Source organism: Pseudomonas sp. zbq_18 (assembly GCF_043102245.1).
In the GTDB taxonomy this organism is placed as follows: domain Bacteria; phylum Pseudomonadota; class Gammaproteobacteria; order Pseudomonadales; family Pseudomonadaceae; genus Aquipseudomonas.
Genome location: NZ_JBICIT010000009.1, coordinates 44,590 through 64,251, shown reverse-complemented (window position 1 = coordinate 64,251; position 19,662 = coordinate 44,590). Strand labels below are relative to the sequence as shown.

Sequence of the window (19,662 nt, the reverse complement as noted above, 5' to 3'; positions counted from 1 at the left end):
CCGGCCGCTGCCGTTCTACGGCAGCGGCCTTTGTGTTTTCTGAGGAGGAGCCAATGGTTCCGGTTATCGCCCTGGTGGGCCGCCCCAATGTCGGCAAGTCGACGCTGTTCAATCGCCTGACCAAGACCCGTGATGCTATCGTCGCCGAATACGCGGGGCTGACCCGTGATCGCCAGTACGGCGAGGCCAAGTGGCAGGGGCGCACCTACATCGTCATCGATACCGGCGGTATCTCCGGCGACGAGGAAGGCATCGACGCGAAGATGGCCGAGCAGTCACTGCAGGCCATTGAAGAAGCCGATGCCGTGCTGTTCATGGTCGACTCGCGCGCCGGCATGACTGCCTCCGATCAGATGATCGCTGAGCACCTGCGCAAGCGAAACAAACGCAGCTTCCTGATCGCCAACAAGGTCGATACCGTTGATCCGGACATCGCCCGCGCCGAGTTCAGCCCGCTGGGCCTGGGGGATGCCCTGCCGATCGCCGCCGCTCATGGTCGTGGTATCAGCCAGATGCTGGAAGCCGCGCTGGGTATTTTTCCGCGTGACGATGGCGAGCCCGAGCCGGTTGAAGGCGAGGAGGGCGAGCAAGCCCCGGCCGAGGAAGTGGTTGCCGAAGGCCAGGAAGCCAAGCGCATCCCCGGCCCGAGCGAGAAGGATGGCATCAAGATCGCCATCATCGGCCGTCCCAACGTCGGCAAGTCGACCCTGGTCAACCGCATGCTTGGCGAAGAGCGGGTGATCGTCTATGACCAGGCCGGCACCACCCGTGACAGCATCTACATCCCGTTCGAGCGCGACGAAGAGAAGTACACCCTGATCGACACGGCCGGTGTGCGCCGTCGCGGCAAGATCTTCGAGGCCGTCGAGAAGTTCTCGGTGGTCAAGACCCTGCAGGCCATCCAGGACGCCAACGTGGTGATCTTCGTGATGGACGCCCGCGAGGGCGTTGTCGAGCACGACCTCAACCTGCTCGGCTTCGTGCTGGAGACCGGTCGCGCGCTGGTCATCGCCCTGAACAAATGGGACGGCATGGAGCAGGGCGAGAAGGACTACGTGAAGACCGAGTTGGAGCGCCGGTTGATGTTCGTCGACTGGGCGGACATCCACTTCATTTCCGCCAAGCACGGTACCGGTGTCGGTCACCTGTACAAGTCGGTGCAGACCGCGTTCAAGGCCGCCGTCACTCGCTGGCCGACCAACCGCCTGACGCAGATCCTCGAAGACTGCGTACAGGAGCACCAGCCGCCGACCGTCAATGGCCGCCGCATCAAGCTGCGTTACGCTCACCTCGGTGGCGCCAACCCGCCCCTGATCGTGATCCACGGCAACCAGGTGGATTCCGTACCGAAGACCTACACGCGCTACCTGGAGAACACCTACCGCCGTGTACTCAAGCTGGTCGGTACGCCGATCCGCATCGAGTACAAGGGCGGCGAAAACCCCTACGAGGGCAAGAAGAACAAGCTCACCGAGCGCCAGGTGAACCGCAAGAAGCGCCTGATGAGCCACCACAAGAAGGCCGAGAAGAAGCGCAAGGACAAGAAGCGCTGATTCCCTGGCGGTAACGCTGAAAAGGCGTGCAGACTCCCGCTCTGCACGCCTTTTTCATATGGGAGCGGGCCTGGCGTTCGGCTATGCTCGCGGCTCGCACCAAGCCCCGCAGGAAGTCCCGATGCTCGCCAGCAAGCTGCCCAATGTCGGCACCACCATCTTCACCCGTATGTCCCAGCTCGCTGCGGAAACCGGCGCTATCAACCTGTCTCAGGGATTTCCCGATTTCGATGGCCCGCTGGCCTTGCGCGAAGCGGTGAGCCGGCATGTGCTGGAGGGGCGCAACCAGTACTGCCCGATGATCGGCCTGCCGGCACTGCGCCAGCAGGTAGCGGCCAAGATCGCCCGCAGCTACGGCGTGCAGCGCGATGCCGAGGGCGAGATCACCATCACCCCCGGCGCCACCGAGGCGATCTTCTGCGCGGTGCAGGCGCTGATCCGTCCGGGTGACGAGGCCATCGTCCTCGATCCCTGCTACGACAGCTATGAGCCCTCGGTGGAACTGGCCGGCGGCCGCTGCGTGCATGTGCCGCTGGCGTTGCCAGACTTCGCTGTGGACTGGCAGCGCCTGGCCGATGCCATCACCGCGCGTACTCGCCTGATCTTCCTCAACTCGCCGCACAACCCCAGTGGCGCCCTGCTCAGCGGTGCCGACCTGGACCGCCTGGCCGCATTGATCCGCGGTCGCGATATCCATGTGATCAGCGACGAGGTCTACGAGCACCTGATCTTCGACGGCGCCCGCCACGCCAGCGTGCTGGCTCACGACGAGCTGTACGCCCGCGCCTTCGTGGTCAGCTCGTTCGGCAAGACCTACCACGTCACCGGCTGGAAGACCGGCTACGTGGTGGCGCCGCCGGCACTCACCGCCGAGCTGCGCAAGATCCACCAGTACGTCAACTTCTGCGGGGTAACTCCGCTGCAACATGCCCTCGCCGACTTCATGGCTTCCAACCCCGAACACGTGGAGGAGTTGCCGGCCTTCTACCAGGCCAAGCGCGATCTGTTCTGCGAGCTGCTGGCAGGCTCCCGCTTCAGCTTCAAACCGGCGCCTGGCACCTATTTTCAGCTGGTTGATTATTCGCTGATCCGCCCAGAGCTGGGCGATGTGGAGATGGCGGAGTGGCTGACCCGTGAGCATGGCGTCGCGGCGATTCCGGTGTCGGTGTTCTACCGTGATCCCCCCGCCGATATGCGTTTGGTGCGCTTCTGTTTCGCCAAACGCGAGGAAACGCTGCGCCAGGCCGCCGAGCGGCTTTGCCGGGTGTAACGAAAAGGCCCCGCGAGAGCGGGGCCTTGGTTCACCGAACGACAGTCAGCCGACAAAGTTGAGCAGCACGCCGGCGGCCACCGCCGAGCCGATCACCCCTGCCACGTTGGGCCCCATGGCGTGCATCAGCAGGAAGTTCTGCGGATTGGCTTCCAGGCCCACCTTGTTTGACACCCGCGCCGCCATCGGCACGGCGGAGACGCCGGCCGAGCCGATCAGCGGGTTGATCTTCTGCTGGCTGAACAGGTTCATCGCCTTGGCCATCAGCACGCCAGCGGCGGTGCCGCCGCAGAAGGCGACCATGCCGAGCAGGAGGATGCCCAGGGTCTTGATCTGCAGGAAGGCCTCGGCCGACAGCTTGGAGCCCACGGTCAGGCCGAGGAAGATGGTGACGATATTGATCAGCGCGTTGCGCGAGGTGTCGGCCAGGCGCTCGACCACGCCTGCCTCACGCAGCAGGTTGCCGAAGGCGAACATGCCGACCAGGGGGGCGGCATCCGGCAGTAGCATACCGATCAGCAGGCACAGCACGATGGGGAAGACGATCTTCTCGGCCTGGCTGACGGGGCGCAGCTGCTGCATGACGATGGCACGCTCCGCCGGGGTGGTCAGCGCGCGCATGATCGGCGGCTGCAGCAGCGGCACCAGGGCCATGTAGGAGTAGGCCGCTACGGCGATGGGGCCGAGCAGATCGGGCGCCAGCTTGGCGGTGACGAAGATCGAGGTCGGGCCATCGGCGCCGCCAATGATGGCGATGGAGGCGGCTTCCTTGATGCTGAACTCCATGCCCGGGATGCCGGCGGCGGTCAGCGCCAGGGCGCCGAGCAGGGTGCCGAAGATGCCGAACTGGGCGGCGGCACCGAGCAGCAGGGTCTTGGGGTTGGCCAGCATGGGGCCGAAGTCGGTCATGGCGCCGACGCCCATGAAGATCAGCAGGGGGAACACGCTGGTCGGCAGGCCCACCTCGTAGAACAGGTGGAGGATGCCGGCGCCCTCGGCCATATTGGCTACCGGGATGTTGGCGAGGATGCCGCCGAAGCCGATGGGAATCAGCAGCAGCGGCTCGAAGCCTTTGCGAATGGCGAGGAAGATCAGCCCGGCGCACACCGCGATCATCAGCGCCTGGCCGGGCTCCAGGTTGTAGATGCCGGTGCTCTGCCAGAGTTTGACGAGGTTTTCCATGGTCGCCTCCTCAGCCGATGGTCAGCAGGCTGTCGCCCACCGCCACCACGTCGCCGACCTTGACGTTGACGCTGCCGATGCTGCCGGCGCGGAAGGCGCGGATTTCGGTCTCCATCTTCATCGCTTCGAGAATCATCACCAGCTGGCCTTCCTCGACCCGCTGGCCGGGCTGTACCAGTACCTTGAAGATGTTGCCGGCCAGCGGCGCCTTCTGTGGCTCGCCACCGCCGTGGGCGGTCATCGGCGCCGGTGCAGCGGCCTGGGGATGGCCGCCCAGGGGCAGAATGCCGCTGATATCGCCGCCGTCGCTGACCTGCACGACGAAACTGCGGCCATTGACCTCGACCGTATAGGACTCGGGCTGGCCAGGCTCGCGGGCCACGGACTCCTGGCCGTTCGGCGCCGGCTCGAAGGCGGCCGGGTTGCCGCGGTTTTCCAGGAATTTGAGGCCGATCTGCGGGAACAGGGCGTAGGTCAGCACATCGTCGATGGCCTGTTCGGCCAGGGCGAAGCCTTTCTGCGCCGCCAGCTCGCGCAGCTCCTGCTCGAGCTTGTCCATTTCCGGTTCGAGCAGGTCGGCCGGGCGGCAGGTGATGGCTTCGCCGCCGTCGAGTACTCGTGCCTGCAGGGCCAGGTTGAACGGCGCGGGGGCGGCGCCGTACTCGCCCTTGAGCACGCCGGCGGTTTCCTTGGTGATGGACTTGTAGCGCTCGCCCGTGAGCACGTTGATCACTGCCTGGGTGCCGACGATCTGCGAGGTCGGCGTCACCAGCGGGATGAAACCGAGGTCTTCGCGCACCCGCGGGATTTCCGCCAACACTTGGTCGAACTTGTCCGAGGCGCCCTGTTCCTTGAGCTGACTTTCCATGTTGGTGAGCATGCCGCCGGGCACCTGGGCGACCAGAATGCGCGAGTCGACGCCGCGCAGGTTGCCTTCGAACTTGGCGTATTTCTTCCGCACCTCGCGGAAGTAGGCGGCGATTTCCTCCAGCAGCGGCAGGTTCAGTCCGGTGTCGCGCTCGGTGCCCTGGAACATGGCTACCACGGATTCGGTCGGCGAGTGGCCGTAGGTCATCGACAGCGAGGAGATGGCCGTGTCGACGTTGTCGATGCCGGCTTCCACGGCCTTGAGGATGGCCACGCTGGAGAGCCCGGCGGTGGCATGGCACTGCATGTGGATCGGGATGGCCAGGCTCTGCTTCAGGCGCGAGACCAGTTCGAAGGCCATGTAGGGCGTGAGGATGCCGGCCATGTCCTTGATCGCCAGGGAGTCGGCGCCCATGTCCTCGATCTGCTTGGCCAGGTCCAGCCACATCTGCAGGTTGTGCACCGGGCTGGTGGTGTAGGAAATGGTGCCCTGGGCGTGCTTGTCCTGGCGCTTGACCGCCTGCAGGGCGGTTTCCATGTTGCGCGGGTCGTTCATCGCGTCGAATACGCGGAACACGTCGACGCCGTTGAGCGCGGCACGCTCGACGAACTTGTCCACCACATCGTCGGCGTAATGCCGGTAGCCGAGCAGGTTCTGCCCGCGCAGGAGCATCTGCTGGCGGGTATTGGGCATCGCCGCCTTGAGCTGGCGGATGCGCTCCCAGGGGTCTTCGCCCAGGTAGCGGATGCAGGCGTCGAAGGTGGCGCCGCCCCAGGACTCCACCGACCAGAAGCCGACCTGGTCGAGTTTGGGCGCGATCGGCAGCATGTCTTCCAGACGCAGGCGGGTGGCGAGGATGGATTGGTGGGCGTCGCGCAGCACCACGTCGGTGATGCCGAGAGGATTCTGGCTCATCTTGTTCTCTCCGGAAGGGCGATTCAGCGGCGCTTGGCGCGGTGCTGGCGAATGGCGGCCTGAATGGCGGCGAGGGTGTCGGGATCGACGAGCGCGCTGGGCGGGGCAGCTGTCGCGACTGGCTGAGGTACCGGCTCCGGGGCGAAGCGTGCAACCACGGCCGACATCAGGCGGATGGCGAACACCAGGAGGATGAGGAAGCTGAAGACGATGCCCATGCCGAACAGCATGAGCTCGACGCCTTCCAGCAGCAGTTCGGCTGGGGTCATGAGTGGCTCCCTGGGTCTAGCCGCTGTTTCGCGGTCATTTGTTGTTTTGATGGTGAGCTTTGGGTCACAGCAGCTCCGGAACCATACTGGGAAGTGTTGTCTGGCGCAATTATCGTGCCGCCCTAAGTCGCAGCTGGGTCATGCGGACAGAAAAAAGGCCCGCAGTCGCGAGGACGGCGGGCCTTTTGGCAGAGCCGAGGTTTACAGCGCGGCGATCTTCTCGCGCTGCTCGGCCAGCTTGGCCAGCGCCTGTTCGGCTTCGGCCAGCTTGGCGCGCTCTTTGTCGAGTACTTCGGCCGGGGCCTTGGCGACGAAGCCTTCGTTGGCCAGCTTGCCGCCGACGCGCTGGACTTCGCCTTGCAGGCGCTGGATTTCCTTGTCCAGGCGCGCCAGCTCCGCGTCCTTGTCGATCAGCCCGGCCATCGGCACCAGCACCTGCATCTCGCCGACCAGGGCGGTGGCGGACATCGGCGCTTCTTCACCAGCCGCCAGCACACGCACCGACTCCAGCTTGGCCAGCTTGCTCAGCAGTGGCTCGAAGTCGGCCAGGCGGCGCAGGTCTTCTGCGCTGGCGTTCTGCACGATGATGTCGATGCGCTTGGCCATGGAGATCTTCATCTCGCCACGGATCTGCCGCACGCCCAGCATCAGCTGTTTGACCCACTCGATGTCGCCTTCGGCAGCGGCGTCGATACGCTCCTCGGCGGCTACCGGCCAGGGCTGCAGCATCAGGGTGGCGCCATCCTTGCCTGCCTGGCCCTTGATGCGCTGCCAGATTTCTTCGGTGATGAAGGGCATGAACGGGTGGGCCAGGCGCAGGATCACTTCCAGCACGCGCACCAGGGTGCGGCGGGTGCCGCGCTGGCGCTCGATCGGGGCGTTCTCGTCCCACAGCACGGGTTTCACCAGCTCCAGGTACCAGGCGCAGTACTCGTCCCAGATGAACTCGTACAGGGCCTGGGCGGCCATGTCGAAGCGGAAGGCGTCGAGGTGGCGGGTCACATCCTGCTCGCAGCGCTGCAGGGCGGAGATGATCCAGCGGTCGACCGGCGACAGGTCGACGGCCTCACCGTTGATGCCGGTGTCCTGGTTGTCGGTGTTCTCGATGACGAAGTTGGCGGCGTTCCACAGCTTGTTGCAAAAGTTGCGGTAGCCCTCGACGCGGCCCATGTCGAACTTGATGTCACGACCGGTGGAAGCCAGCGCCAGGTTGGTGAAGCGCAGGGCGTCGGTGCCGTAGGCGGCGATGCCTTCGGGGAACTCGGCGCGGGTCTGCTTGGCGATCTTCTCGGCCAGCTTGGGCTGCATCATGCCGCTGGTGCGCTTGGCCACCAGGGCTTCGAGGTCGATGCCGTCGACGATGTCCAGCGGGTCGAGCACGTTGCCCTTGGACTTGGACATCTTCTGGCCCTGGCCGTCGCGCACCAGGCCGTGCACGTACACGGTCTTGAACGGGATCTGCCCGGTCAGGTGGGTGGACAGCATGATCATCCGGGCAACCCAGAAGAAGATGATGTCGAAGCCGGTGACCAGTACGTCGGTCGGGTGGAAGGTCTTGAGGAAATCGGTCTGCTGTGGCCAGCCGAGGGTGGAGAAGGTCCACAGGCCGGAGCTGAACCAGGTGTCCAGCACGTCTTCGTCCTGGCGCAGGGCGATGTCACCCAGGTTGTGCTGGGCGCGCACTTCCGCCTCGTCGCGGCCGACGTAGACGTTGCCGGCCTCGTCGTACCAGGCCGGGATGCGGTGGCCCCACCACAGCTGACGGCTGATGCACCAGTCCTGAATGTCGCGCATCCAGCTGAAGTACATGTTCTCGTACTGCTTGGGCACGAACTGGATCTCGCCGCTCTCGACCACGGCGATGGCCTTCTCGGCCAGCGGCTTGGTGGAGACGTACCACTGGTCGGTCAGCCACGGCTCGATCACGGTGCCGGAACGGTCGCCCTTCGGTACTTTCAGCGCGTGGTCTTCGATCTTCTCCAGCAGGCCGGCGGCTTCGAAGGCGGCGACGATCTGCTTGCGCGCGACGAAACGGTCGAGGCCGGCGTATTCGGCTGGCAGGCTGCCGTCGATCTCGGCATTGACGCTGCCGTCGATATTGAACACCTGGGCCTTGGCGAGCACCTGGGCGTCCTTGTCGAAGATGTTGATCAGCGGCAGGTTGTGGCGCTTGCCGACTTCGTAGTCGTTGAAGTCGTGAGCCGGGGTGATCTTCACGCAGCCGGTGCCGAACTCGGGGTCGCAGTAGTCGTCGGCGATGATCGGGATACGCCGGCCCACCAGCGGCAGCTCGATGTAGCTGCCGATCAGCGCCTTGTAGCGCTCGTCTTCCGGGTGCACGGCCACGGCGGAGTCGCCGAGCATGGTTTCCGGGCGGGTGGTGGCGACGATCAGGTAGTCCAGGCCCTCGGCGGTCTTCTTGCCGTCGGCCAGCGGATAGCGCAGGTTCCACAGGTGGCCCTTCTCGTCGTGGTTTTCCACTTCGAGGTCGGAGATGGCGGTGTGGAACTTGGTGTCCCAGTTGACCAGGCGCTTGCCGCGGTAGATCAGGCCATCGTTATGCAGGCGCACGAAGGCTTCTTTAACGGCCTCGGACAGGCCTTCGTCCATGGTGAAACGCTCGCGCGACCAGTCCACCGAGCTGCCCAGGCGGCGGATCTGCCGGGTGATGGTGCCACCGGACTGCTCCTTCCACTCCCAGACTTTCTCCAGGAACTTCTCGCGGCCCAGGTCGTGGCGGCCGATGCCCTCGGCGGCCAGCTGGCGCTCGACCACCATCTGGGTGGCGATGCCCGCGTGGTCGGTGCCCGGCTGCCACAGGGTGTTGCGGCCCTGCATGCGGCGGAAGCGCACCAGGCAGTCCATGATCGAGTTGTTGAAGCCATGGCCCATGTGCAGGCTGCCGGTGACGTTCGGCGGCGGGATCATGATGGTGTAGGGCTCGCCGGAACCTTGCGGGGCGAAGTAGTTGTTCGCCTCCCAGTTCTGGTATAGGGCGGTTTCGATGGCGTGGGGCTGGTAGGTCTTGTCCATGGGTGCGGCGGGACCGTATTGGCAACTGATCGGGAAAGCCGGCAAGTATAACGGCTGCCGGTCGCTACGGGCCACCGGCCGCCGGCCAGGTGCCGATTTTGCTGGCGAGGAGGACTCAGGCCTTGGGCTTGAGCAGGCGGTCCAGGCGGGCGTCGAGGCGGCGCTTGAGCTCGGCCTCGATCTGCGGCACGAAGTCGTCGATCACATCCTGCAGGATCAGCTGGGCGGCGGCGCGCAGCTCGGCGTCGAGGCGGCTGTGCGCGGCCAGGCTTTGTTGCACGGCGCTGCCGATGGCCTGGGCAGTCGGGGTCTGCTGCGCTGGCGCAACAGCAGGCTGCACCGGATAGGGCAGGGCGGTGCTGGGTGGTGTTGTCGGTTGGGCGATGGGTGGCGCCAGCGGGCCGGGTTCGATGATCTCCGACAGCAGTGGGATCTCTAGGTCGTCATCCAGGGTTTCGGTCAGCAGCGGCGGCTCCAGCTGCTCCTTTTCCAGCAACTGGCGGATGGCTTCGAGATCGTCCAGCAGGGGGGTGGACTTGGGTGGTTGCGAGCTGTCCATAAGGGGTGACGGGCAAGGGTGAGAGGGCCGAGGCGGCGGATTCTACGCCGAGTACAGGCCTATTTCGACCTCGGCAGGCGTCAGAGTTCCACGCGTTGCGGGTCATGCCCCAGCTGGCGGTATTGGCGGAAGCTGTCGCGGCATTGCGCCAGGAGCTGGGGTTCCTGATTGACGATCTCGATGACCCGGCTGAACTGTGCCAGATGCGGCGACAGTTGTGGGTGCAGGTTGAGCAGCACGCCGCCAGCCTGCGCCGGTTGTTGATCGAGACCGATGACGACGGGCGCGCTGGCGTCTTCGTCGTACAGGGCGTGGGGGACGAAGGATTCCGCGCGAAAGCGCCACAGCAGGTGGTCCAGTTCCTCGCACTGCGCCTGGTCGGCGCCGCGCAGGAATACCGGCAGGCCGGCTTTCCAGGCCTTGGTCGCCAGCTGGCAGGCTGCACGCAGGCGGCCTTCGGTGGTGGCGGAGGACAGAACGTAGAACTCGACGCGCATGACAGGCTCGCGGTGATGAGGTCGCTAGCGCGGATGCCATCCGGGACGTGTTGTCCCCTGATGGCATCCGCGCTACGTCAGGTTAGGCCGAGGCGCGATCCAGCAGGTACTGGGTCAGCAGCGGCACCGGCCGGCCAGTCGCGCCCTTGTCCTTGCCGCCGCTGATCCAGGCGGTGCCGGCGATATCCAGGTGCGCCCAGTGGAAGTTCTTGGCGAAACGCGACAGGAAGCAGCCGGCGGTGATGGTGCCGGCCTTCGGCCCGCCGATGTTGGCGATGTCGGCGAACGGGCTGTCCAGCTGCTCCTGGTACTCGTCGTGCAGTGGAAGCTGCCAGGCGCGGTCGGCGGCGCTGTCGCCGGCCTTCATGATCTGCTTCACCAGGGCGTCGTTGTTGCCCATCAGGCCGGAGACATTGCTGCCCAGGGCGACGATGCAGGCGCCGGTGAGGGTGGCGATGTCGATTACCGCCTGCGGCTTGAAGCGCTCGGCGTAGGTCAGGGTGTCGCACAGCACCAGGCGGCCTTCGGCGTCGGTGTTGAGGATTTCCACGGTCTGTCCGCTCATGGTGGTGACGATGTCGCCGGGGCGGGTGGCGCGGCCGCTGGGCATGTTCTCGGCGCAGGCCAGCAGGCACACCAGGTTGATCGGCAACTGCAGCTCGAGCACCGCCTTGAGGGTGCCGAACACGCTGGCGGCGCCGCACATGTCGTACTTCATCTCGTCCATGCCGGCAGCCGGCTTGATGCTGATGCCGCCGGTGTCGAAGGTGATGCCCTTGCCGACCAGGGCGAAGGGTTTGTCGTCCTTCTTGCCGCCCTGGTAGTGCATCACGATCATCCGCGGCGGTTGCTCGCTGCCCTGGGCCACGGCGAGGAAGGCGCCGGCGCCCAGCTCCTTGAGCTTCTTCTCGTCGAGGATCTCGACCTTGAGGTTCTTGTGCGCCTTGCCCAGGGCCTTGGCCTCTTCGGCCAGGTAGCTGGGGTGGCAGAGGTTTGGCGGCAGGTTGCCGAGATCCTTGGTGAAGGCCATGCCGCTGGCAATGGCCTGGGCATGCAGGCTGCCGCGCTCGACTTCGGCCTGCTCGGCCTTGTCCGCGATCAGGGTGATCTTCTTCAGTGCCTTGGGTTCGGCCTTCTTGCTCTTGAACTGATCGAAAACGTAGTCGCCATCGGCCAGGGTCTCGACCAGTAGGCGCGCCTTGCCGTAGGCATCGCGGCCCTTGACCTTGAGCTCGCCCAGGGCCAGCACGGCATCACTGCCGCCGAGGTTTTTCAGCACGCCGTGGGCGGCGGCTACCAGTTTGCGGAACTGACGCACTTCCAGTTCGCCCTTGCCGCAGCCCACCAGCAGCACGCGCTCGGCCTTGAGGCCGGGCAGGCTGTGCAGGAGCAGGGTCTGGCCCTGCTTGCCGGCGATGTCTCCGCGCTTGAGCAGGGCGCTGATGGCGCCGCCGCTGGCGTCATCCACGGCCTTGGCCGCGAGACCTAGCTTGCGACCTTCGCCAAGGGCGACCACCAGGGTGGCGGTCTTCAGGGTTTCCGGGCGGGTGCTTTTGACGAGAAATTCCATGGTGAGCTGTCCCCAAGACAAAGAGTCGGGTTTGCAGGATAATGCCGGCTATTTTTTCAAGGGTCCGCCGAGGCGGGCCGGCCATCCGAGTGCGGCTAGTGTGAGCGTTGCCGCCTGAGCCTGACAACCCTGGAGCGTCTGGTTTGATCGTCTTCCGTTACCTGTCCCGTGAAGTGCTGGTGACCCTCAGCGCGGTGAGTGCCGTGCTGCTGGTGATCATCATGAGCGGACGTTTCATCAAGTATCTCGCCCAGGCTGCACAGGGAGTGCTGGATCCGGGCGTATTGTTCCTGATCATGGGCTACCGCATGCCCGGCTTCCTCCAGCTGATCCTGCCGCTGGGCCTGTTCCTCGGCATCCTGCTGGCCTACGGCCGTCTGTACCTGGACAGCGAGATGACCGTGCTGTCCGCCACCGGCATGAGCAACCGCCGCCTGCTGTCCTACACCATGGCCCCGGCCGCGCTGGTGGCTGCGCTGGTCGCCTGGCTGAGCCTGGGCCTGGCGCCGCAGGGCGTGGCCGAGGTGGCGCGCATCCTCAACCAGCAGGATGCCCTGACCGAATTCGATACCCTGGTGCCCGGGCGCTTTCAGTCGATGAAGGATGGCTCGCGAGTGACCTATACCGAGGCGCTGTCCGAGGACCGTGGCCAGCTCAGCGGCGTGTTCATCACCGAGAAGAAAGCTGCGACCGCCAAGGACAAGTCCAGGAATGCCGACATCAGTGTGCTGGTGGCCGAGAAAGGGCGCCAGGTCATTCAGGGCGACGGTAGCCGCTATCTGATTCTGGAAAATGGCTATCGCTACGATGGCAACCCGGGGCAGGCCGACTATCGGGTGATCAAGTACGACACCTATGGCGTGCTGCTGCCCAAGCCCAGTGTCAGCAACGAGATCGGCGAGCGTGAGGCGATTCCCACCCGCGAACTGTTCGGCAGCGACAAACCGCGTGAGCAGGCCGAGCTACAGTGGCGCCTGTCCATCCCCATGCTGGTGTTCGTGGTGACCCTGCTGGCGGTGCCGCTGGCTCGGGTCAACCCGCGTCAGGGGCGCTTCCTCAAGCTGTTGCCGGCGATCTTGCTGTACATGACCTACCTCGGTCTGCTGATCGCCGCGCGCGGCCAGCTGGACAAGGGCAAGATCCCCATGCAGCTCGGCCTGTGGTGGGTGCATGGCCTGTTCCTGCTGATCGGTGCGGGCCTGTTCCTCTGGCAGCCGCTGCAACTCAAGCTGGCAAGTCGCCGCGTTATGAAGGAGGCGGCCCATGCGTAAGCTTGATCGTTACATCGGTAGCAGCGTTTTCTTCGCCATCCTGGCGGTGCTCGGCATCATCGTTGGCCTGGCCCTGTTGTTCGCCTTCATCGATGAGCTGGGCGACCTGAGCGACACTTACGGCACCCTGGATGTGCTCATCTATGTGTTGTTGACCCTGCCGCGGCGCACCTACGAGATGCTGCCGATGGCGGCGCTGATCGGCTGCCTGATCGGTCTCGGCAGCCTGGCCAGCAACAGCGAGCTGACCATCATGCGCGCCGCCGGCGTGTCGGTCGGGCGTATCGTCTGGGCGGTGATGAAACCCATGCTGGTGCTGATGCTGGTCGGCGTGCTGATCGGCGAGTATCTGGCGCCCTGGAGCGAGAACCAGGCCCAGGCCCAGCGCTCGCTGGCCCAGGGTGGTGGCGAGGCGCAGAGTTCCAAGCACGGCCTGTGGCACCGTCAGGGCCAGGAATACGTGCATATCAACGCCGTGCAGCCGGGTGGCAAGCTGATCGGTGTGACCCGTTACCAGTTCGATGATCAGCGCAAACTGCTGTCGTCCAGCTTTGCCCGTCGCGCCCAGTACCAGGGCGATTACTGGCAGCTGGAGGATGTCAAAACCACGCTGTTCCATGAGCGCCATACCGAGCTGAAAACGGCTGCCAGCGAGCGCTGGGACGTCGAGCTTAAGCCTGAGCTGTTGGGCACTGTGGTGCTGGAGCCCGAGGCGCTGTCGGTGAGCGGCCTGTGGCGCTACATCCACTATCTCGGCGAGCAGGGGCTGAACAACGGCACCTATTGGCTGGCGTTCTGGACCAAGGTGTTGCAGCCACTGGTGACCGCCGCGCTGGTGCTGATGGCGATCTCCTTCATCTTCGGCCCGCTGCGCTCGGTGACTCTCGGTCAGCGCGTATTCACCGGCGTGCTGGTGGGCTTCGTGTTCCGCATTGCCCAGGACCTGCTCGGCCCGTCCAGCCTGGTGTTCGGCTTCTCGCCGCTGCTGGCGGTGGCGGTGCCGGCGACCATTTGCGCCCTGGCCGGCGTATTACTGCTCAGGCGCGCAGCCTGATTCGGGCGGGCAAAGAAAAGGCCGGGCATTTGCCCGGCCTTTTTCGTTTCACTGCTGCCCTTGTTGTTCCAGCTGCTCCAGGCGCTGCTGGTTTTTCGCGTTGGCTTGGTCGATCTGCTGCTTGAGCTGCTGCATCTGCTGCTGTGCCTGCTTGGCCTGGTCAGCCTGCAGTTTGGCCGTGGTGGCGGTGGCCGCACCGCCGTCGCAGGCGGTGAGGGAGAGCAGGCAAAGCAGGGTGATGATGGGGCGCATGAGGGGCTCCAGAATGTGACGATGGCCAACCCTAACCTGCCCGCAGCGAATCCGCAGCTGCCGGCGGGCCGAGCGGTCAGCCGTAGCGACGACGGGCCTCGATGGCCAGGCCGCTGCCGATGCTGCCGAAGCTGTTGCCTTCGGTGGCACGGGCGTTGGGCAGCAGTGCGGCTACGCTCTGGCGCAGGGCCGGAATGGCGCTGGAGCCACCGGTGAAGAAGATGGTGTCGATCTCGCCGTGGCTGATCCCGGCCTTGAGCAGCAGCTCGTTGACGCCCGCGCGGATGCGTTCGAGCAGGCCGTCGATGGCGCGGTCGAACAGCGGGCGGTCGAGCAGGGCGCTGAGGCCGTCCTCGATCCGTGACAGGTCGATGACGCGGCTGTCCTGTTCGGTCAGGGCAATTTTGCTGTCCTCCACCTGCATCGCCAGCCAGTGTCCGGCGCGCTGTTCGGTGAGGCTGAGCAGGCGGTCGATGCCGGTCGGGTCGACGATGTCGTAGCGCATGCTCTTCAGCGCCAGCTGAGCCTTCTGTGCGTACACCGCGTTGATGGTGTGCCAGGTGGCCAGGTTGAGGTGGTGGCTGGTCGGCATCAGCGCGTCGCTCTTCATCCGGCTGCCATAGCCGAACAGAGGCATGACGCCTTCCAGGCTGAGCTGCTTGTCGAAATCGGTGCCGCCGATGTGCACGCCGCCGGTGGCGAGGATGTCGTCCTGGCGCTCGTTCAGTTCGCGGCGCTCCGGCGCCAGGCGCACCAGGGAGAAGTCCGAGGTACCGCCGCCGATGTCGACGATCAGCACCAGTTCCTCGCGCTGGATGCTGCGCTCATAGTCGAAGGCTGCGGCAATCGGTTCGTACTGGAAGGACACTTCCTTGAAGCCTAGCTTGCGCGCTACCGCCTCCAGCGTGTTGGCTGCTTCGCAATCGGCGGCTTCGTCGTCGTCGACAAAGAACACCGGGCGGCCCAAGACCACCTGCTCGAACTCGCGGTCGGCCTGCTGCTCGGCGCGTTTTTTCAGCTCGCCGATAAAGAAGCCGAGCAGGTCGCGGAACGGCAGGGCGCTGCCCAGCACGGTGGTTTCGCTTTTCAGCAGCTTGGAGCCAAGCAGGCTCTTGAGCGAGCGCATCAGGCGCCCCTCGTAGCCATCCAGGTATTCGCTCAGGGCCTGGCGGCCGTACACCGGGCGACGCTCCTCGGTATTGAAGAAGATCACCGAGGGCAGGGTGATCTTGCCGTCTTCCAGCTCCAGCAAGGGTTCCATGCCGGAGCGCCACCAGCCGACGGTGGAGTTGGAGGTGCCGAAGTCGATGCCCAGGGCATTGGCGGAGGGGGAGGAATTCATGCTGCGCTCCGGAAAAACGGCCGCGCATTCTATGCGAGCGCGGCGCTCCCTGCATGGGCAAATGTCTGCCGCAGGTCGGTTGGCACTGCAGGGGCCGAGGGCCAGTGCCCCCGGCCGGGGGCGCTTATTCGCGGTGCTCTTCACCGAGGAAGGTCAGCGAGGCGAACAGCCCCTCTTCCTCGATATCCTTGTCGTCCTTGACTGGCTGGTACAGCTCGGCGGCGATGATATTCAGGCCCTGGTTGCGCACCACGACTTCGGCAAAGCCTTGTGCATCCGTGGTCGCGCTGACTTCGTGCGGCATGCCGCGATAGTCACCGATCAGCTTGACGTCCTTGGCTGGTTTGCCATCTGCCAGTACCTGCACGCGCAGCGGCTTGCCCGGGCCGACCGCAAGCGGGTCGGTTTGCGGCACGATGGCCAGGCGCAGCTTGCTCAGGTCCGGCAGCTGGGCACCGGACGCGAGCACCGCCAGGCTGTACTTGTAGGTGTGCAGCGAGTGGGTGGAGTTCGGTACCTGGCTGCGACCCTGGTTGATCCACTGCTTGTCCGGGGTCTGCGACCAGGCGCCGTTGTCCAGCGCTACGGCCAGCACCGCCGGCGCGCGCAGCGGCTGCAGGCGGGCGTGGTCGTCCAGGCGCTGCACGCTCACCGGGATCATCTTGCCGGCGCCGTCGTAAGCCCAGGCACCGCTGATCTTCTCGGCCTTGAAGGCGTCGTCCTCGGCGCCATGGCCGTAGATGACTTCATGGTTGCCGCGGCGCTGTTCAGTCCATAGGCCGTGGGCGGCGGCCTGGCCGCAGACGAGCAGGCCGGCGAACATCAGGGAAAGGGAGATACGCATGGTGAAAAATCCTTAGAGCGCCAGGCTCAGGCTGAAGTTGAGGTTGCGCGGCTCGCCCGGCAGTACCCAGACGCTGTTGTAGCTGCGCTCGTAGTACTTGCGGTCGAAGAGGTTGTTGAGGTTCACGCCCAGGGTGACGTCCGGGCTGACCTTGTAGTGGGCGAGCAGGTCCAGCGTCTCGTAGGCGTCCAGGCGAAAGTCGCTGCCGGCCTGGCCGGAACGGTCGCCGACATAGTTCACCGCCGCGCCGATATCCGAACCCTGCAGGGCGCCGCCCTGGAACTCGTACACTGCCATCAGGCTGCCGCTGTGCTGTGCCACGCCGAGCAGGTCGCTGCCGGTGGGGATGGCGGCATCGCCCTGGGTCACTTCGGCGTCGATGTAGGCGTAGGCGCCGATCACCCGCACCGCGTCGCTGAGCTGGCCGCTGAACTGCATGTCCAGGCCCTGACTGCGCGCCTCGCCGGCCGCCACGCTTTCGCCCAGGGCGTCGGTGGTGATGACGTTTTCCTTGTCGATGTGGAACAGGGCGATGGTGCCGCCCAGGCGGCCGTCGAGCAGGTCCAGCTTCAGCCCGCTCTCGTAGCCGATGCCTTTTTCCGGTTTGTACACCTGGCCCTGGGTGCCGAGGGCGTTGGGCTTGAACGAGGACGAGGCGTTGGCGAACACGCCGACCTGCGGGGTGAGCTGGTAGAGCGCGCCGATGCGCGGGGTGGCGACGTCCTTGTACTGCGAGTTTTCCTCACCGGTGGCGCGGTTCAGCGCATGCTGCTCGACCCGTTCCAGGCGAACGCCGAGCAGGCCGCGCAGGCGTTCGCTGAAGGTGATCTGGTCCTGCAGGTTGAGGGCGTAACTCTCGGTCTGCTCGAAGAAGTCGTTGGGGCTGGTGATCGCCGGCTTGGGCGCGCCGTACACCGGGTCGTAGATGTTCTGTCCGTAGCCGAGCGACAGGCCGCTCTGCGGGTACTTCTGGCTGTTGCGGTAGTTCTCGTACTCCAGGCCGGCAAGCAACTGGTGCTGCCAGCCGAAGCCCTCCACCAGGCCGTGCAGTTCGGCCTGGGTGATGCTGTCGTTCCACTCGAAGTCGCGTTGGCGGAAGCGCCGGGTGACGGTATCGCCCACCAGTGCGCCCGGCTCGCTGGAGTCGCCCTGCATATGGCCCTGGGTGTAGTGGTTGGCCAGGCGCAGTTTCCAGTCCTCGCTCAGGTAGCGCTCCAGCGCCAGGTCGAGGGTCTGGTTGTCGTTGCGGATATGGCCGTCGTTCGGCTCGCCGAGGAAGGTGGAGCGCTGCACGGCGCCCATCTCGCCGTTCACCGCCGGGATGCCGCGGTCGAACACCGACTCGGTGCGGGAGAACTCGGCGTCCAGCTGCAGCGTGGTGTCCGGGTCGAGCTGCCAGGTCAGCGAAGGGGTGACCACCTGGCGGCGGTTGTCCACATGGTCGCGGAAGCTGCCGTTGTCCTCGACCGCCAGATTGATGCGCGACAGCAGGCTGCCGTCGTCGCTCAGCGGTGTGTTGGCGTCCAGGCTGGTGCGGTAGCGGTCCCAGGTGCCGGCGCTGAGGTCCAGGTGAGTGAAGGCTTCGGCCTGTGGGCGCTTGCTGACGATATTGACCAGCCCGCCGGGGTCGCCACGGCCATACAGGCTGGCGGAAGGGCCCTTGAGTACCTCGATGCGCTCGATGGCGCCGGTATCCGGCGAGCTGTAGCTGCCGCGGTTGATGGCGAAGCCGTTGCGATACAGCTGGTCGGTGGTGAAGCCACGCACGCTGTAGTTGTAGAAGGTCAGGCCGCCGAAGTTGTTCTGCCGCGATACGCCGCCGGCGAAGTCCAGGGCGCGGTCGATACGCGTAGTGCCGAGGTCTTTCAGTACCTGGCTGGGGATCACTTCGATGGTCTGCGGGGTGTCGCGGATATCCGTGTCGGTGCGGGTGGCGGTGGCGGAGCGGGTGGCGCGGTAGCCTTCGACCGGGCCGCTGGCGCTTTCCAGGCGGCTGTCGCTAATGGACGTGCTTTCCAGTACCAGGCTGCCTTGTGCCCAGGCACTGCTGTGCAGGAGCAGAGAGAAGATTCCGATAGTTTGGAGGTGAAGCGTATTTTTCATGCTATTTCCTTATATAGATGAAATAACATAACAAAATAGCGACAAAAAAATCCATGCAGCCAGAGGCTTGGCGGGTCTCCATATCTGCCGTCTTTGAAAGCGAGGCGCAAGGCGGTTCTGCCAGGCTTGGGATCGGAAATTTGGCTGGATCTGTAGTTTTACTACATAATCGTCCGCTCCCAGAGACCAAGAATCAGCGATAGTGCCCATCATGTCCAAAGCCTCGCATCACGACCTGCGCGTGCGATTTCGTGCCCTTCTCAACTCGAATGCCTGCTATCACACGGCTTCTGTATTCGACCCCATGTCTGCGCGTATCGCCGCCGACCTTGGTTTTGAAGTGGGAATCCTGGGTGGTTCTGTAGCTTCACTACAAGTCTTGGCGGCACCGGACTTCGCCCTGATCACCCTCAGCGAATTTGCCGAACAGGCTACGCGCATAGGGCGGGTGGCTCGCCTGCCGTTTATCGCCGATGCCGACCATGGCTATGGCAATGCCCTCAACGTGATGCGCACCGTGATGGAACTGGAGCGCGCCGGGGTGTCCGCACTGACCATCGAGGACACCCTGCTGCCGGCCCAGTTTGGTCGCAAGTCCACCGACCTGATCAGTGTGGACGAGGGTGTCGGCAAGATCCGTGCGGCGCTGGAAGCGCGCTTCGACCCGCAGTTGGCGATCATTGCGCGCACCAACGCTGCAGTGTTGGACGTGGATGAGGTGGTGAGTCGCACCCTGGCCTACGAATCCGCCGGTGCCGACGGTATCTGTATGGTCGGTATTCGGGACTTCGACCATCTGGAGCAGATCGCCTCCCACCTCAGCGTGCCGCTGATGCTGGTCAGCTATGGCAACCCGGAACTGCGTGACGATGCCCGTTTGGCCCAGCTCGGTGTGCGCATCGTGGTGGACGGCCACGCCGCCTACTTTGCGGCGATCAAGGCCACTTACGACTGCCTGCGCGAGCAGCGCGGCATCGCCGCCAGCGACCTCAATGCCACCGAACTGACGCACAAGTACACCCAACCGGAGGATTACATCGTCTGGGCGCGCGAGTACATGAACGTCAAGGAGTGATCTGG

The 19,662-nt window shown here is 65.0% G+C and carries 16 protein-coding genes; 5 read left to right on the top strand and 11 right to left on the bottom strand.

From position 1 onward, the window contains the following. Positions 1-53 precede the first annotated feature (53 nt). Together der and ACF8C6_RS07715 are read left to right on the top strand one after the other, a co-directional pair. Positions 54-1,553 carry a ribosome biogenesis GTPase Der gene (der, locus tag ACF8C6_RS07720; RefSeq protein WP_392498752.1) on the top strand — a complete coding sequence of 500 codons (1,500 nt, stop codon included), beginning with the start codon at positions 54-56 and terminating at the stop codon, positions 1,551-1,553. 121 nt (positions 1,554-1,674) lie between these two features. Next, positions 1,675-2,823, top strand: coding sequence for a pyridoxal phosphate-dependent aminotransferase (locus ACF8C6_RS07715; protein ID WP_392498751.1), 1,149 nt, complete (start codon positions 1,675-1,677; stop codon positions 2,821-2,823). A gap of 45 nt (positions 2,824-2,868) precedes the next feature. Here the strand turns inward: ACF8C6_RS07715 and ACF8C6_RS07710 are convergent, their stop codons facing one another. From ACF8C6_RS07710 to ACF8C6_RS07680, 7 genes are all read right to left on the bottom strand, one after another. Beyond that, positions 2,869-4,005, bottom strand: coding sequence for a sodium ion-translocating decarboxylase subunit beta (locus ACF8C6_RS07710; protein WP_392498750.1), 1,137 nt, complete (start codon positions 4,003-4,005; stop codon positions 2,869-2,871). 10 nt (positions 4,006-4,015) lie between these two features. Then, a complete protein-coding gene (gene oadA / locus ACF8C6_RS07705) occupies positions 4,016-5,788 on the bottom strand; it encodes a sodium-extruding oxaloacetate decarboxylase subunit alpha (protein ID WP_392498749.1) in 1,773 nt (590 codons plus the stop codon). A 23-nt stretch (positions 5,789-5,811) separates the two neighbouring features. Continuing rightward, positions 5,812-6,057, bottom strand: a complete 246-nt coding sequence (locus tag ACF8C6_RS07700; protein ID WP_392498748.1) for an OadG family protein — start codon at positions 6,055-6,057, stop codon at positions 5,812-5,814. 201 nt (positions 6,058-6,258) lie between these two features. Further along, the gene (locus tag ACF8C6_RS07695) at positions 6,259-9,090 is read right to left on the bottom strand and encodes a valine--tRNA ligase (RefSeq protein ID WP_392498747.1); all 2,832 of its coding nucleotides are present in this window, start codon (positions 9,088-9,090) and stop codon (positions 6,259-6,261) included. A gap of 115 nt (positions 9,091-9,205) precedes the next feature. Then, positions 9,206-9,649, bottom strand: coding sequence for a DNA polymerase III subunit chi (locus ACF8C6_RS07690; protein ID WP_392498746.1), 444 nt, complete (start codon positions 9,647-9,649; stop codon positions 9,206-9,208). 80 nt (positions 9,650-9,729) lie between these two features. After that, complete coding sequence (locus ACF8C6_RS07685; protein WP_392498745.1) at positions 9,730-10,146, bottom strand: DNA polymerase III subunit chi; 417 nt, start codon at positions 10,144-10,146, stop codon at positions 9,730-9,732. An 82-nt stretch (positions 10,147-10,228) separates the two neighbouring features. Then, on the bottom strand, positions 10,229-11,716 hold the full coding sequence (locus tag ACF8C6_RS07680; RefSeq protein ID WP_392498744.1) for a leucyl aminopeptidase: 1,488 nt from the start codon (positions 11,714-11,716) through the stop codon (positions 10,229-10,231). A gap of 143 nt (positions 11,717-11,859) precedes the next feature. Between ACF8C6_RS07680 and lptF the strand changes: the two genes are divergently transcribed. Continuing rightward, the gene (gene lptF, locus ACF8C6_RS07675; RefSeq protein ID WP_392498743.1) at positions 11,860-12,987 is read left to right on the top strand and encodes an LPS export ABC transporter permease LptF; all 1,128 of its coding nucleotides are present in this window, start codon (positions 11,860-11,862) and stop codon (positions 12,985-12,987) included. Beyond that, positions 12,980-14,041, top strand: coding sequence for an LPS export ABC transporter permease LptG (gene lptG / locus ACF8C6_RS07670; protein WP_392498742.1), 1,062 nt, complete (start codon positions 12,980-12,982; stop codon positions 14,039-14,041). Before lptF ends, lptG begins: the two co-directional genes overlap by 8 nt. Positions 14,042-14,089: 48 nt before the next feature. Here the strand turns inward: lptG and ACF8C6_RS07665 are convergent, their stop codons facing one another. From ACF8C6_RS07665 to ACF8C6_RS07650, 4 genes are all read right to left on the bottom strand, one after another. Then, positions 14,090-14,293, bottom strand: a complete 204-nt coding sequence (locus ACF8C6_RS07665) for a hypothetical protein (protein ID WP_392498740.1) — start codon at positions 14,291-14,293, stop codon at positions 14,090-14,092. 76 nt (positions 14,294-14,369) lie between these two features. After that, positions 14,370-15,635 (bottom strand): Hsp70 family protein, encoded by a 1,266-nt coding sequence (locus ACF8C6_RS07660; protein WP_392498739.1) that lies wholly within the window; start codon positions 15,633-15,635, stop codon positions 14,370-14,372. A 124-nt stretch (positions 15,636-15,759) separates the two neighbouring features. Then, positions 15,760-16,479, bottom strand: a complete 720-nt coding sequence (locus tag ACF8C6_RS07655) for a DUF4198 domain-containing protein (RefSeq protein WP_392498738.1) — start codon at positions 16,477-16,479, stop codon at positions 15,760-15,762. A gap of 12 nt (positions 16,480-16,491) precedes the next feature. After that, on the bottom strand, positions 16,492-18,582 hold the full coding sequence (locus ACF8C6_RS07650; RefSeq protein ID WP_392498737.1) for a TonB-dependent siderophore receptor: 2,091 nt from the start codon (positions 18,580-18,582) through the stop codon (positions 16,492-16,494). A 211-nt stretch (positions 18,583-18,793) separates the two neighbouring features. On the opposite strand from ACF8C6_RS07650, the gene ACF8C6_RS07645 reads away from it, so the two are divergent. Continuing rightward, positions 18,794-19,657 (top strand): oxaloacetate decarboxylase, encoded by an 864-nt coding sequence (locus ACF8C6_RS07645; protein WP_392498736.1) that lies wholly within the window; start codon positions 18,794-18,796, stop codon positions 19,655-19,657. Positions 19,658-19,662: the final 5 nt, after the last annotated feature.